Here is a 13,715-nt window from a genome sequence, read left to right as displayed (position 1 = left end):
CGCTTACCGCCGGCCGGCGTTTCGCTTGCCGGTCGGGCGCCGGGTGCCGGTGGGCCGCACGGGTCGGGCACCGGGCGCCGGTTTGCTCGGTGCCGCCGCGCCCGCCGGTTCGGCCTTCCCGGTCTCGGGCATGGTTTCCGGCGCAGTTTCCGGCCCGGTCTCGGCCGGGTCCGTACCGGTGGCGGGGGCGTCGTCGGTCGCGGCGGTCTGTTTGTGCGGGACGGGCTTGCGTCGTTTCAGCACCCGGCGGGTGTGCGACCGCACCAGCTCCGTGCGCTCGCGCAGCGTGACCAGCAGCGGGGTGGCGAAGAAGATGGACGAGTAGGTGCCCACCAGAATGCCGACCAGCTGCACCAGCGCCAGGTCCTTCAGCGTGCCGACGCCGAGCAGCCACACCGCCACCACCATCAGCGCCAGCACCGGCAGCACCGAGATGAGGCTGGTGTTGATCGAGCGCATGAAGGTCTGGTTGACCGCCAGGTTGGCTTCCTCGGCGAAGGTGCGGCGGGTGGTGTGCTGGAAGTCCTTGGTGTTTTCCTCGACCTTGTCGAACACGATGACGGTGTCGTACAGCGAGAACCCGAGGATGGTCAGCAAGCCGATCACGGTGGCCGGGCTCACCTCGAAACCGACCAGCGAATAGACCCCGGCCGTGACCGTCAGGTCGAAAACCATGGTCGTCAGCGCCGAGATGGCCATGTAGCGCTCGTAGCGAATCATGATGTACAGGCCGACCAGCACCAGGAACACCACCAGAGCGAACAGCGCCTTCTTGGTGATCTGGCCGCCCCAGGTCTCCGACACCGCCGAGTCGCTGATCGCCGCCTTGTTGGGCTTGCCGTCGGTGCCCTTGGGTCCGAAGGCGTCGAACAACGCGTTGCGCAGCTTCTCCGTCTGGCTGTTGGTCAGCGTCTCCGAGCTGATCTGCACGGTCGCCGACGGGCCGTTGCCGACGATGACCACCGCCTCGGCATCGCGGCCCAGGGTCTTGCGGAACACGTCCTGCACCTGCGAGGTCTGGGCCTGGCCGGTCGCGCCCGCGACGGGCATGGACACCGTGGTGCCGCCCTTGAAGTCGATCCCGAACGTGAAGCCACGCAGGATGATGCTGACGACCGCGATCGCGACGATGGCACCGCTGATGCCGTACCAGAGCCGCCGCCGCCCGACGACCTCGAACGCGCCGGTTCCGGTGTAGAGCCGGGTGAGCAAGCTGTGCTGCGGCAGCTGGGTCTGGGTCTTGCTGGCGGTGTCGCTGTCGGTGGTCTTGGCTTTCTCGGTCATCGCGCGCTCACCGTCCCGTCTTCACGCTCGGCGCAGCCCGGCGTTCGCGGGCGATCTGCTGGACGGCGCCCAGGCCGTTGTACGCGGGCTTCGCCAGTGTCGGAGATTTCGAAGCCAGGTACACCAGCGGCCACGTCACCAGGAACACCACCACCACGTCAAGGACCGTGGTCAGGCCCAGGGTGAACGCGAACCCGCGCACCTGGCCGATCGCCAGGGCGTAGAGCACCGCGGCGGCCAGGAAGGTGACGGCGTTACCCGACACGATGGTCTTGCGGGCGCGTGTCCAGCCTCGGGGCACCGCCGACCGGAACGAACGGCCTTCGCGGATCTCGTCCTTGATGCGTTCGAAGAACACCACGAACGAGTCGGCGGTGGTGCCGATGCCGATGATCAGACCCGCGATACCCGCCAGGTCCAGGGTGTAGTTGATCTGTCGGCCCAGGATTACCAGAATCGCGAAAACCATTGCGCCCGAAGCGATCAGCGACAACGCCGTCAGCAATCCCAGCACCCGGTAGTACAGCAGGGCGTACAGCAGCACCAGGGCCAAACCGATCGCACCCGCGATGATGCCGGCCCGCAGCGAGGTCAATCCCAGTGTGGCCGAAACGGTTTGCGCCTCCGAGGATTCGAATGACAACGGCAGCGAACCGTACTTCAGCACGTTGGCCAACTGGCCGGCGGTGGTGGCGTTGAACGGCGGGTCGCCACCGGAGATCTGGGTCCGCCCGCCCGGGATGGCCTCCTGAATCATCGGGGCGCTGACGACCTGCGAGTCCAGGGTGAACGCGGTCTGGGTGCCGACGTGGGCGGCGGTGAAGTCGGCCCAGGTGTTGGCCGCGGCGGGTTTGAATTGAAGATCGACGACGAAGCCGATGCCGTGCTGGTTCATGGTGGAGCTGGCGTCCTGGATCTGATCGCCACTGATGATCGACGGGCCGAGCAGATACGCGACCTTGTGGTCGGTCGAACAAGTCACCAGCGGCAGTTTCGGGTCGTCGTTGCCAGCCAGGATGTCCTCTTTGTCGCAGTGCGACGCCACCCACCGCATCGCGACCATCTGGATGTAGGGGTTGTCGCTCTGCCGCAGCTCTTTCATGGCCTGGATGCGCTCGGCCAGATCCTTGCGCGGGTCCGGCGGCGTGGGCACCTGAGGGGACGGCGCCTGTCCGGCCGGGCCGGCGGGCGCGGGGCTTGGGCTCGGTGCGGGACTGGGCGGTGGGTCCTGCGGATAGGGCCGCGGCTGCGGCGCCGGACGACCCGCGGGTGGCGGGGCGGGTTGACCAGAAGCCGGCGGGGCGGGTTGACCCGCGGGTGGCGGGGCGCCCGGGGGCGTGGCTTCGGCGGGCTGCGCCGGCTCGGAGTTGAGCACCGGCCGGATGTACAGCCGAGCCGTCTGTCCCAGGTTGCGCGCCTCGTTACCGTCGTTGCCCGGGACGGTGATGACCAGGTTGTCCCCGTCGACCACGACCTCCGAACCCGACACGCCCAGGCCGTTCACCCGCGCGCTGATGATCTGCTGCGCCTGGGCCAGCGCCTCGCGGGTGGGGCGCGAGCCGTCCGGGGTACGGGCGGTCAGCGTGACCCGGGTCCCGCCCTGCAGGTCGATGCCAAGCTTCGGTGCCGCGCGTTTGTCCCCCGTCAAAAACACCGCAAGGTAGGCCCCGACCAGCAGCAATAGGAACACCGACAGGTAGCGGGCAGGGTGCACCGGCGTCGAAGACGATGCCACGTCCTTATATCTCCTAGTGAATCGGTCGTATACCCCGGACGAAGCTTCCGAGACAGCCTCCGACGAAGCCTACGTGTCCGCGTCCCGCAAACCGTTCACCGGACCGGGGCGATCGTCGGAATCTTCCAGGTCGTCCTCCGGCAGGATCCGGTCGCGAATGGCCAGCTTCATCCAGGTGGTGACGACGCCGGGTGCGATCTCGAGGTCGACGGTGTCGTCGGTGAGGGCGACGACGGTGGCCTGCAGGCCCGACGTGGTGTGGACGCGATCCCCCGGCTGCAGCGACTCGTGCAGGTCGATGGTGGCCTGCATCGCGCGCTTCTGACGCCGCGACGCCAGGTACATGAAGCCGCCCATGATGAGCAGGAACGGCAGGAACAAAACCAAACTCTCCATCGAGCGCGCCTGTCTTTCGTATCGGTTGTTGCTGGGTATCCCGACAGTCGGTGCCAGGCCGACCGGGAGGTCACGCACCCGCGTGACGCGTCCAGTGTGCCCGTCCAGTCTGGCAGGCCACCGGCCGCGACCAACCGTTGGGCGGGCGCCGAGACGCGTCGGACGGATAGGCTTTCAGCGCGACGCGACACGCGCGTTGCCGGGAGGAGGACGTCGTGGCCGGCCTCGAGCAGACCCGCCAGCTGGTTACCGAAATTCCCGGTCCCCGCTCGCTCGAACTGACCAAACGCCGCACCGCCGCGGTCTCCCACGGTGTCGGGATCACCATGCCGGTGTTCGCCGTGCGCGCCGGCGGCGGCATCGTTGAGGACGTCGACGGCAACCGCCTGATCGATCTGGGCTCGGGCATCGCAGTCACCACGATCGGCAATTCCGCGCCCCGGGTCGTCGACGCGGTCCGTGCCCAGGTGGCCAAGTTCACCCACACCTGCTTCATGGTGACCCCCTACGAGCAGTACGTCGCCGTCGCCGAGGAGCTCAACCGAATCACCCCCGGCTCCGGGGAGAAACGCTCGGTGCTGTTCAACTCCGGCGCCGAGGCGGTCGAGAATTCGATCAAGATCGCGCGCTCCTATACCCGCAAGCCCGCCGTCGTCGCGTTCGACCACGCCTATCACGGTCGGACCAACATGACGATGGCGTTGACGGCCAAGTCCATGCCCTACAAGAGCGGTTTCGGGCCGTTCGCGCCGGAGATTTACCGGGCGCCGCTGTCCTACCCGTATCGGGATGGCCTGCTGGACAAGGAGTTGGCCACCGACGGCGAGCTGGCCGCCGCGCGCACCCTCACCTTCATCGAGAAGCAGGTCGGCGCGAAGAACCTGGCCGCCGTCATCATCGAGCCCATCCAGGGCGAGGGTGGTTTCATCGTCCCGGCCGAGGGCTTTCTGCCCGCGCTGCTGGATTGGTGCCGCCGCAACGACGTGGTGTTCATTGCCGACGAGGTGCAGACCGGGTTCGCGCGCACCGGGACCATGTTCGCGTGCGAACACGAGGGGATCGAGCCCGACCTGATCTGCACGGCCAAGGGCATTGCCGGGGGCCTCCCGTTGTCGGCGGTGACCGGGCGGGCCGAGATCATGGACGCCCCGCACGTCAGCGGCCTCGGCGGCACGTTCGGCGGCAACCCGGTGGTCTGTGCGGCGGCACTCGCGGCGATCGAGACGATCGAGCAGGACGGCCTGATCGAGCGGGCACGGCAGATCGAACGGCTGATGACCGAGCCCCTGCAGCGGCTGCAGGCCGCCGACGACCGGATCGGCGACGTCCGCGGCCGGGGCGCGATGATCGCCGTCGAGCTGGTGAAGTCGGGTAGCGCCGAACCCGACGGCGCGCTGGCTGACCGGCTGGCCACCGCCGCGCACGCCGCCGGCGTCATCCTGTTGACGTGCGGCATGTTCGGCAACATCGTCCGGTTGCTGCCCCCGCTGTCGATCAGCGACGAGCTGCTGGCCGAGGGTTTGGACGTCGTTGCCGGGATTTTGGCCGAGCTCTGACCCGGTAACCGGTCAGTACGCTCGGTTTGATGAAGCGCGCCACTATTCCCCGGCCCCGTGGGGGATGTCACAACCTTGGCCTGACGCGCCTCGTTGAGAAATACCTTTAGTTTAACTAACGTTCTATCCATCAGCGCAGCGTGGCGCGGACAAACTTCTCATCAGCAAGGAACGGTCATGTCTACTATTTCCGAAGAACGGCTGGAGCGCCGCATCGAGGAACTATCCGCCAGCGACCCCCAGTTCGCGGCCGCCCGACCGGACCCGGCGATCGTCGAGGCCCTCGAGCAGCCCGGACTGCGGCTGCCGCAGATCATTCAGATCGTGCTCGAGGGCTACGCCGACCGCCCGGCCCTGGGGCAGCGGGTGCTGGAATTCGTCAAGGACCCGAAAACCGGGCGCACCGTGGCCGAGGTGGTCTCCCGCTTCGAGACCATCACCTACCGCGAGCTCGGTGAGCGCGTCGAGGCGCTGACTCGCGCCCTGGCCAACGACCCGGTGCGGGCCGGCGATCGGGTGGCCGTGCTTGGCTTCAACAGCGTCGACTTCACCACCCTCGATCTGGCGCTGGCCAAGCTCGCCGCCGTGGGTGTCCCGCTGCAGACGAGCTCGTCGCCCGCACAGCTGCAGCCGATCGTCGCCGAGACCGAGCCCGCGCTGGTCGCCGCGAGCGTCAACCAGCTGCCGGTCGCCGTCGAGCTGGCGCTGACCGGTCACGTCCCGGCCAAGCTGGTGGTCTTTGACTACCACGCCGAGGTCGACGACGACCGCGACGCCCTGGCGGCCGCCCGCACCCGGTTGGCCGACGCCGGCGTGGTGGTGGAGGCGTTGAGCGACCTCGTCGAGCGCGGCAAGACCCTGCCCCCGGTGCCGCCCGTCGAGCCCGAATCCGACGACCCGCTGGGTCTGTTGATCTACACCTCCGGCAGCACCGGCGCCCCCAAGGGCGCGATGTACCCGCAAAGCAACATGGGCAAGATGTGGTGCCGGTCGAACAAGAACTGGTTCGGCGAAAGCGCCGCGTCGATCACGCTCAACTTCATGCCGATGAGCCACGTCATGGGCCGCGGCATCCTCTACGGCACGCTCGGCAACGGCGGCACCGCGTACTTCGCCGCCAAGAGCGACCTGTCCACGCTGCTGGAGGACCTCGAACTGGTCCGGCCCACCGAGCTGAATTTCGTGCCGCGCATCTGGGAGACGCTTTACGCCGAGTACCAGCGGCGCGTCGACACCGGCGGCAGCGAGGCGCAGGTTCTCGACGAGATCCGGCAGTACCTGCTGGGCGGGCGGTTCATCTTCGCGATGACGGGCTCCGCGCCCACCTCCCCGGAGTTGACGGCCTGGGTCGAATCGGTGCTTCAGATGCACCTGCTGGACGGCTACGGGTCGACCGAGGCCGGCATGGTGATGCTGGACGGCGAGGTACGCCGCCCGCCGGTCATCGACTACAAGTTGATCGACGTTCCCGACCTGGGCTACTTCGCCACCGACCGGCCGCATCCGCGTGGTGAGCTGCTGCTCAAGACCGCGAACATGTTCCCCGGTTACTACAAGCGGCCCGAGGTCACCGCGAGCGTGCTGGACGCCGACGGCTGGTACCACACCGGCGACGTGGTCGCCGAGGTCGAGCCGGACAAGCTGGTCTACGTCGACCGCCGCAACAACGTGCTCAAGCTGGCGCAGGGTGAGTTCGTCACGCTCGCCAAGCTGGAGGCGGTGTTCGGCAACAGCCCCCTGGTGCGGCAGATCTACGTCTACGGCAACAGCGCCCACCCCTACCTGCTGGCCGTCGTCGTGCCCACCGAAGAAGCGTTGGCCGACAACGACGTTGACGCTTTGAAGCCGCTGATCGCCGACTCGCTGCAGACCGTCGCGAAAGAGGCCGGCCTGCAGTCCTACGAGGTGCCGCGCGACTTCCTCATCGAGACAACGCCTTTCACGGTGGAGAACGGTCTGCTGACCGGCATTCGCAAGCTGGCCTGGCCGAAGCTCAAGCAGCAATACGGCGAGCGGTTGGAACAGCTCTACGTCGAGCTGGCCGAAGGCCAGGCCAACGAGTTGTCCGAGCTGCGTCGCAGCGGCGCCGACGCACCGGTGGTCCAGACGGTAACCCGGGCCGCCGCGGCCCTGTTGGGCAGCGGCGCCACCGACCTGTCGCCCGATTCGCACTTCACCGACCTGGGCGGGGACTCGTTGTCGGCGTTGACCTTCGGCAATCTGCTGAACGAGATCTTCGACGTCGAGGTGTCGGTCGGCGTGATCGTCAGCCCGGCCAACGACCTGGCGGCCGTCGCCAGCTACATCGAGGCTCAGCGCCAGGGCAGCAAGCGGCCCAGCTTCGCCTCGGTGCACGGACGTGACGCGGTCGAGGTGCACGCCAGTGACCTGACCCTGGACAAGTTCATCGATGCCTCGACCCTGGCGGCCGCGCCGGCGCTGCCCGCCGCGAGCAGCGAGGTGCGCACCGTCCTGCTGACCGGCACGACCGGCTTCTTGGGCCGGTATCTGGCCCTGGAGTGGCTTGAGCGGATGGACCTGGTCGACGGCAAGGTGATCGCCCTGGTTCGCGCGAAGGACGACACCGCGGCCCGGGCCCGCCTGGACGCCACCTTCGACAGCGGTGACGCCGAGCTGCTCCAGCACTACCGCACGCTGGCCGCCGACCACCTCGAGGTGCTGGCCGGCGACAAGGGCGAGGCCGATCTCGGCCTGGACCGGCAGACCTGGCAGCGACTGGCCGACACCGTCGACCTGATCGTCGACCCGGCCGCCCTGGTCAACCACGTGTTGCCCTACAGCGAGCTGTTCGGCCCCAACGCCTTGGGCACCGCCGAGCTGATCCGGCTGGCGCTGACGACGAAGGTGAAGCCATACACCTACGTCTCCACGATCGGGGTCGGCGACCAGGTCGCACCGGGTCAGTTCACCGAGGACGCCGACGTCCGGCAGATGAGCGCCACCCGGCGCGTCGACGACAGCTACGCCAACGGCTACGGCAACAGCAAGTGGGCTGGCGAGGTGCTGCTCCGCGAGGCCAACGACCTGTGCGGGCTGCCGGTGGCGGTTTTCCGCTGCGACATGATCCTCGCCGACACCAGCTATTCCGGTCAGCTCAACGTGTCGGATATGTTCACCCGCATGATGCTGAGCCTGGCGGCGACCGGCATCGCGCCCGGCTCGTTCTACGAGCTCGACTCCGACGGTCGACGCCCACGCGCCCACTACGACGGGCTGCCGGTCGAGTTCATCGCCGAGGCGATCTCGACACTGGGGGCGCAGACGGCGGAAGGGTTCCGCACCTTCCACGTGATGAACCCCTACGACGACGGGATCGGCATGGACGAGTTCGTCGACTGGCTCATCGACCCTCAGGTGGCCGGCTGTGCGATCCAGCGCGTCGACGACTACGCCGACTGGCTACAGCGGTTCGAGACCAGCCTGCGCGGCCTGCCCGAGAAGCAGCGCAACGCGTCGCTGCTGCCGCTGCTGCACAACTACCAGAAGCCGGAGCGTTCGGTTCGGGGTTCGATCGCCCCAACCGATCGATTCCGCGCGGCCGTCCAGGAGGCCAAAGTCGGCCCCGACAAGGACATTCCGCACATCACGCCGCAGATCATCGGCAAGTACATCAGCGATCTGAAACTGCTCGGACTGCTCTGAGGCCGCACCAGACCGATCGCCAGCCCTGCTCAGGGGCTGGCGATCGGTCCTTGTGCCATGCTCAGCGCTGGGGATGCGGCCAGCGCAGGTACGACGCGCCCTGTCCGGGTGCGGCGTCGGCCCGGTGCCGGCGCCAGCGGCCGGTCTTGTGCTCTTCGGCCGCGTCCACGCGCGGGGTGGTCAGCGCGTCGGGCTCCACCTCGCGGTGCGGCTCCTCCAGTCCCGACATGTAGGCGGGCTCGTCGCCGGGCGGCGGGGTGGCCGAGCGCACCCGCGCCAGCGCCTCGACATCGCTGGCCAGACGCACCGCCAGGCGGGCCAGCGCGATGCCGCCCACGAAGACGATCAAGGCGCCCAGCCCGGAGAAGTACGCGATCTCCAGTGCGGCCCGCTTGCGGTCGGTCGCGGCGATCGGATCCCCGGCCGATCCGATCCCCAGCACCGGCGCCAGGTCTCGTCCAACGACGAACCAGGCGCCGGACAGCACCGCCAGCCAGCCGCCCACGATCGCGGTGATCCGATTTCCAGAAAAGATCAGCAGCAAGCCGCCCAGTACGGTCAGGGCACCCGGCAGCACCTCCAACCAGCCGCGGGCCGTGCTCCACGCCCAGTCTCGGTCGGGGGTGTACGCGAAATTCAGATGCGGACCGATGAACGGGACCAACGCACCCCAGGCACCCAGGGCGATCAGTACCAAGCCGCACACCGCACCGCGGGAGCGTGGCATCCACAGCCTGCCTGGATGGCCGTCTCGTGCGTTCTTCATGGTTTCTCCTCTTTTGCCGGGCTACTTCAGCAGGGCGTGGATACCCTGCGGCGAACGGAAGTAACCCGCAGCGCCGCGGCGTTACGCGTCCAGGCCCACGATCAGCAGCACGATCGCGATGGCCGGGAAAAGTCCCTGCGTCACCGCGGCCCGGGCCTTGTCCCGCGCCGACGCCACCAGCACCAGCGCCGCCGCCGCCATGGGTCCGACGCCGGCGAAGACGAGTGCGGCACCCGCCCCGCGGTGTCCCAGCGCCAGCGCGGCGATGCCCACCCCGGTGACGATCGCCAAGAAGAGGTTGTAGAAGCCCTGGTTGAACGCGAGTAGCCGGGTGGTCTCGGCCTCCTCGGCGGTCGTCCCGAAGGTGGCCCGGGTGCGGTCCGACGTCCAGGTCAGCGACTCCATCGTGAAGATGTAGACGTGCAGCAGCGCCGCCAACGCGGCGAATACCAATCCGGCGGTGATCATGGTGTCCCCCCTAGTCGAACAACCCGGGCTGCGAAACCCCGGACGGCGGCGTCATGCCGAGATGCGTCCAGGCCTGTGCGGTGGCGACCCGGCCGCGCGGTGTCCGCGCGATCATGCCCGCGCGCACCAGAAACGGCTCGCACACCTCCTCGACGGTGGTCGCTTCCTCCCCGACCGCGACCGCGAGCGTCGAAACCCCCACCGGGCCGCCACCGAAGCTGCGGGTCAGCGCCGAGAGCACGGCCCGGTCCAGCCGGTCGAGCCCGAGTTCGTCCACGTCGTAGACCTCCAGCGCGGACTTGGCGACGTCGCGGGTGATCACCCCGTCGGCGCGCACCTCGGCGAAGTCGCGGACCCGGCGCAGCAGCCGGTTGGCGATCCGCGGCGTCCCCCGCGAGCGCCGCGCGATTTCGGCACCGGCCTCCGCGCCCAGCTCGATACCCAGGATCCCGGCGGACCGGGCCAGCACCCGCTCCAGATCGGCGGGCTCGTAGAAGTCCATGTGCGCGGTGAAGCCGAACCGGTCCCGCAGCGGCCCGGTCAGCGCGCCCGACCGGGTGGTGGCGCCGACCAGGGTGAAGGGCGACACCTCCAGCGGAATCGAGGTGGCGCCGGGGCCCTTGCCCACCACGACGTCGACCCGAAAGTCCTCCATCGCGAGGTAAAGCATCTCTTCGGCGGGCCGGGCGATGCGATGGATCTCGTCGATGAACAGCACGTCGTGCTCGACCAGGTTGGACAGCATCGCCGCCAGGTCCCCCGCGCGCTCCAGCGCCGGCCCGGACGTCACCCGCAGCGACGACCCCAGCTCGGCGGCGATGATCATCGCCAGCGAGGTCTTGCCCAGCCCGGGCGGCCCGGACAGCAGGATGTGATCCGGCGTGCCGCCCCGATTCTTGGCTCCCTCGATGACCAGCTGCAGCTGTTCGCGGACCCGCGGTTGCCCGATGAACTCCCGCAGCGACCGGGGCCGCAGGCTGACATCGATGTCGCCCTCGCCGACGGTGAGCGCCGGCGAAAGGTCGCGGTCGGCATAGTCGTCGGCGAAGTTGGCGGCGACGTCCTCGTTCATTTTGACTTGCCCAACAGCGACAGCGCGGCCCGCAACGCACCGGAAGTCGTTGGCTCCTCGCCGTTTTCGCGGGCGGCGGCCAGCACGCTGTCGGTGGTCTCCTCGGCCTGCTTGGCCGCGAAGCCCAGTCCGACGAGCGCTTCGACGACGGGGCCGCGCACCGCGTGGCCGTTGCGGCCGGCACCCGCCGGTGCGGACGCGGGCGCCCCCATCGGCGCAATCTTGTCGCGCAATTCCAGCACCATGCGCTCGGCGCCGCGCTTGCCGATGCCGGGCACCCGGGTCAGCGCCGCGACGTCGCCGTCGGCCAGCGCCTGGCACAGCGCCGCGGCGTCGTGCACGGCCAGTGTCGCCATCGCCAGCCGCGGCCCCACCCCGGACACCGACAGCAAGGTGTGGAACAGGTCGCGGGTCTGGCTGTCGGGGAACCCGTACAGCGTCATCGAATCCTCGCGCACGATCATCGCAGTGATCAGCCGGGCCTCACTCCCCTGCCGCAGCGTCGCCAGCGTCGACGGTGTCGCGTTCACCCGGTAGCCGACACCGGCGGCCTCGATCACCGCGTGATCGAGCGCCACCTCGAGCACCTCCCCGCGCACCGAGGAGATCATCGTCGCGCTCCGGCTTGGGCGGCCTTGGCCTGGGCCGTCTTGGCGGCCAGCTTGGCCCGGTAGGCCCGGCGCTGCTGGGCGGCCAGCGCTTCGGCGGCCGCCATCCGGGCCAGCGTCGGCGCCCGCCAGCAATGGCAGATGGCCAGCGCCAGCGCGTCGGCCGCGTCGGCCGGGGTCGGTTTGGCCTGCAGGGTGAGGATTCTGGTGACCATCTCGGTGACCTGCGCCTTGTCGGCGGCACCGTTGCCGGTGACCGCCGCCTTGACCTCGCTGGGGGTATGGAAGTGCACGTCGATGCCCCGCCGTGCGGCCGCCAGCGCGATCACGCCGCCGGCCTGCGCGGTGCCCATCACCGTCGACACGTTGTGCTGCGAGAACACCCGCTCGATCGCGATGACGTCGGGCCGGTGGGTGTCCATCCAGTAGTCGACGACGTCGCTGATCGCCAGTAGCCGCTGCGGCAGCGCGGTGTCCGACGGGGTGCGGACCACGTCGACGTCCAGCGCCACCACGCTGCGCCCGCGGCCGCTTTCGACCACGGACAACCCGCATCGGGTCAGTCCGGGATCGACGCCCATCACGCGCATGCTCCCACTCCCACTTCGTGCAAACCGGCGTCCCGAACAGCTGTTCGATAGCGTAACGGTCGGGTCCGACCGTCACCCGGCAGGACACGCCTCGGTCGCCGACAAAAGCTGTTAATTTGGGCCCACGTTTGCTCCGCCGTCGCGGCACCGGAGGTCTGTCGTGAGAACGCTACTCGTGGTCCTGATGACCCCGTGGCGGCGCGTTTTCCAAGCCCGGCAGCCGCAGGGGCGCTCGATCCGCACGCCGGCCGTGCCGTAGGACCGCGCGGTGCCGCTTTACCGACTCGCCGTAGCCCCGGCCGACGTGTCCGGCAGCACGCTCGGGCTCGCGCTCAACGCACCCGCACCGCCGCTGCTGGCCAGCCATGTGCTGCACCACCCCGGCGGCGGGGTGCTGCGCCTCGGCGTGCTGGGCGCCTCGCACCTGGTCACCGTCGAGCATGCCGCCGGCAGCTTCTCCGAACAGGTGTCCTGCGCGGCGGGCAGTGGCACCGCCACGCTGCCCGAGCACGCGGAGGCGTCGGGTTACTGCCTGCACTCGCACACCGGCGGCCACGACGAGACCTCGTTTCGCCGGCTGGCACGCCGGCTGCGCCGGCGCTGCCGAACCGAAGCCGGTTGGCTGGGTGGCACATTTCCCGGTGATGACGCCGCGCTGACCGTGCTGGCCGCCCAACCCGACGGCGCTGGCTGGCGCTGGCAGACCTGGCATCTGTACCCACTCAACCCGGGCGGTGCGGGTGGTGACGTGGTGCACACGGCCAGCCGGTGGCGGCCGTGACCGCCCAGCAGCCGCACGAAATTGCCTAGTCCTCGTCTAACGCGGCCAGGACTTCGTCGGACAGCTCGACATTGGTCCAGACGTTCTGCACGTCGTCGCTGTCCTCCAGCGCGTCGACGAGCTTGAACACCTTGCGGGCACCGTCTACGTCGACCGGCACGCTGACCGACGGCTGAAAGCTCGCCTCCGCGGATTCGTAGTCGATGCCGGCATTCTGCAGTGCGGTGCGCACCGCGACCAGGTCGGTGGGCTCGGAGATGATCTCGAAGCTCTCGCCCAGGTCGTTGACGTCCTCGGCACCGGCGTCCAGCACGGCGGCCAGCACGTCGTCTTCGCTGAGCCCGTTCTTCTCCAGCGTGACCACGCCCTTGCGGCTGAACAGGTAGGACACCGAGCCCGGGTCTGCCATGGTGCCGCCGTTACGTGTCACCGCCACCCGGACCTCGCCGGCCGCCCGGTTGCGGTTGTCGGTGAGGCACTCGATCAGCACGGCGACGCCGTTGGGTCCGTAGCCCTCGTACATGATCGTCTGGTAGTCGGCCCCGCCGGCTTCCTCGCCGGCGCCGCGCTTGCGGGCGCGTTCGATGTTGTCGTTGGGTACCGACGTCTTCTTGGCCTTCTGGATGGCGTCGTACAGCGTGGGGTTGCCGGCCGGGTCACCGCCGCCGGTGCGGGCCGCGACCTCGATGTTCTTGATCAGCCGGGCGAACTCCTTGCCGCGGCGTGCGTCCTTGACGGCCTTCTGGTGCTTGGTGGTGGCCCACTTGGAATGGCCGCTCATCTGTGTGTTCTACCT

General features: G+C 68.9%; 12 protein-coding genes. 3 read left to right on the top strand and 9 right to left on the bottom strand.

Annotated elements, in window-relative coordinates:
* Nucleotides 1-3: 3 nt before the first annotated feature.
* From secF to yajC, 3 genes are all read right to left on the bottom strand, one after another.
* Complete coding sequence (gene secF / locus AWC25_RS06950; RefSeq protein WP_085166539.1) at nucleotides 4-1,284, bottom strand: protein translocase subunit SecF; 1,281 nt, start codon at nucleotides 1,282-1,284, stop codon at nucleotides 4-6.
* Between the two features lie 7 nt (nucleotides 1,285-1,291).
* Nucleotides 1,292-3,019: a protein translocase subunit SecD gene (gene secD, locus AWC25_RS06945; protein WP_085166538.1), complete on the bottom strand. Its 1,728-nt coding sequence runs from the start codon at nucleotides 3,017-3,019 to the stop codon at nucleotides 1,292-1,294.
* A 69-nt stretch (nucleotides 3,020-3,088) separates the two neighbouring features.
* Entirely contained in the window at nucleotides 3,089-3,415 is a 327-nt protein-coding gene (gene yajC / locus AWC25_RS06940; protein ID WP_069402269.1) for a preprotein translocase subunit YajC, read from the bottom strand.
* 215 nt (nucleotides 3,416-3,630) lie between these two features.
* Here yajC and gabT point away from each other — a divergent pair, with 215 nt between their 5' ends.
* Together gabT and car are read left to right on the top strand one after the other, a co-directional pair.
* The gene (gabT, locus tag AWC25_RS06935; RefSeq protein WP_069402268.1) at nucleotides 3,631-4,971 is read left to right on the top strand and encodes a 4-aminobutyrate--2-oxoglutarate transaminase; all 1,341 of its coding nucleotides are present in this window, start codon (nucleotides 3,631-3,633) and stop codon (nucleotides 4,969-4,971) included.
* Between the two features lie 177 nt (nucleotides 4,972-5,148).
* On the top strand, nucleotides 5,149-8,634 hold the full coding sequence (gene car / locus AWC25_RS06930) for a carboxylic acid reductase (RefSeq protein ID WP_069402267.1): 3,486 nt from the start codon (nucleotides 5,149-5,151) through the stop codon (nucleotides 8,632-8,634).
* A 61-nt stretch (nucleotides 8,635-8,695) separates the two neighbouring features.
* Here car and AWC25_RS06925 read toward each other — a convergent pair whose 3' ends face one another.
* From AWC25_RS06925 to ruvC, 5 genes are all read right to left on the bottom strand, one after another.
* Nucleotides 8,696-9,400: a hypothetical protein gene (locus AWC25_RS06925; RefSeq protein WP_069402266.1), complete on the bottom strand. Its 705-nt coding sequence runs from the start codon at nucleotides 9,398-9,400 to the stop codon at nucleotides 8,696-8,698.
* 81 nt (nucleotides 9,401-9,481) lie between these two features.
* On the bottom strand, nucleotides 9,482-9,868 hold the full coding sequence (locus AWC25_RS06920; protein WP_069402265.1) for a DUF1304 domain-containing protein: 387 nt from the start codon (nucleotides 9,866-9,868) through the stop codon (nucleotides 9,482-9,484).
* Nucleotides 9,869-9,878: 10 nt separating this feature from the next.
* On the bottom strand, nucleotides 9,879-10,940 hold the full coding sequence (ruvB, locus tag AWC25_RS06915; RefSeq protein ID WP_069402264.1) for a Holliday junction branch migration DNA helicase RuvB: 1,062 nt from the start codon (nucleotides 10,938-10,940) through the stop codon (nucleotides 9,879-9,881).
* Nucleotides 10,937-11,551 carry a Holliday junction branch migration protein RuvA gene (gene ruvA, locus AWC25_RS06910; protein ID WP_069402263.1) on the bottom strand — a complete coding sequence of 205 codons (615 nt, stop codon included), beginning with the start codon at nucleotides 11,549-11,551 and terminating at the stop codon, nucleotides 10,937-10,939. The genes ruvB and ruvA overlap by 4 nt, the downstream gene beginning before the upstream one ends.
* Nucleotides 11,548-12,138, bottom strand: coding sequence for a crossover junction endodeoxyribonuclease RuvC (ruvC, locus tag AWC25_RS06905; protein ID WP_069402262.1), 591 nt, complete (start codon nucleotides 12,136-12,138; stop codon nucleotides 11,548-11,550). Before ruvC ends, ruvA begins: the two co-directional genes overlap by 4 nt.
* A 268-nt stretch (nucleotides 12,139-12,406) precedes the next feature.
* On the opposite strand from ruvC, the gene AWC25_RS06900 reads away from it, so the two are divergent.
* Nucleotides 12,407-12,919, top strand: coding sequence for a DUF2617 family protein (locus AWC25_RS06900; protein WP_069402261.1), 513 nt, complete (start codon nucleotides 12,407-12,409; stop codon nucleotides 12,917-12,919).
* 25 nt (nucleotides 12,920-12,944) lie between these two features.
* Here AWC25_RS06900 and AWC25_RS06895 read toward each other — a convergent pair whose 3' ends face one another.
* The gene (locus tag AWC25_RS06895; RefSeq protein WP_069402260.1) at nucleotides 12,945-13,700 is read right to left on the bottom strand and encodes a YebC/PmpR family DNA-binding transcriptional regulator; all 756 of its coding nucleotides are present in this window, start codon (nucleotides 13,698-13,700) and stop codon (nucleotides 12,945-12,947) included.
* Nucleotides 13,701-13,715 lie beyond the last annotated feature (15 nt).

This window comes from Mycobacterium sherrisii (assembly GCF_002102355.1).
GTDB classification, from domain to species: Bacteria; Actinomycetota; Actinomycetes; order Mycobacteriales; family Mycobacteriaceae; genus Mycobacterium; species Mycobacterium sherrisii.
This window is presented reverse-complemented; position numbering and strand designations above follow the sequence as displayed.

What these genes read in the sequence shown, in the direction of transcription:
- AWC25_RS06925 (WP_069402266.1), bottom strand. Translation starts at nt 9,400, where the DNA reads ATGAAGAACGCACGAGACGGCCATCCAGGCAGGCTGTGGATGCCACGC.
- secF (WP_085166539.1), bottom strand. Translation starts at nt 1,284, where the DNA reads ATGACCGAGAAAGCCAAGACCACCGACAGCGACACCGCCAGCAAGACC.
- ruvC (WP_069402262.1), bottom strand. Translation starts at nt 12,138, where the DNA reads ATGCGCGTGATGGGCGTCGATCCCGGACTGACCCGATGCGGGTTGTCC.
- yajC (WP_069402269.1), bottom strand. Translation starts at nt 3,415, where the DNA reads ATGGAGAGTTTGGTTTTGTTCCTGCCGTTCCTGCTCATCATGGGCGGC.
- AWC25_RS06895 (WP_069402260.1), bottom strand. Translation starts at nt 13,700, where the DNA reads ATGAGCGGCCATTCCAAGTGGGCCACCACCAAGCACCAGAAGGCCGTC.
- ruvA (WP_069402263.1), bottom strand. Translation starts at nt 11,551, where the DNA reads ATGATCTCCTCGGTGCGCGGGGAGGTGCTCGAGGTGGCGCTCGATCAC.
- ruvB (WP_069402264.1), bottom strand. Translation starts at nt 10,940, where the DNA reads ATGAACGAGGACGTCGCCGCCAACTTCGCCGACGACTATGCCGACCGC.
- AWC25_RS06920 (WP_069402265.1), bottom strand. Translation starts at nt 9,868, where the DNA reads ATGATCACCGCCGGATTGGTATTCGCCGCGTTGGCGGCGCTGCTGCAC.
- car (WP_069402267.1), top strand. Translation starts at nt 5,149, where the DNA reads ATGTCTACTATTTCCGAAGAACGGCTGGAGCGCCGCATCGAGGAACTA.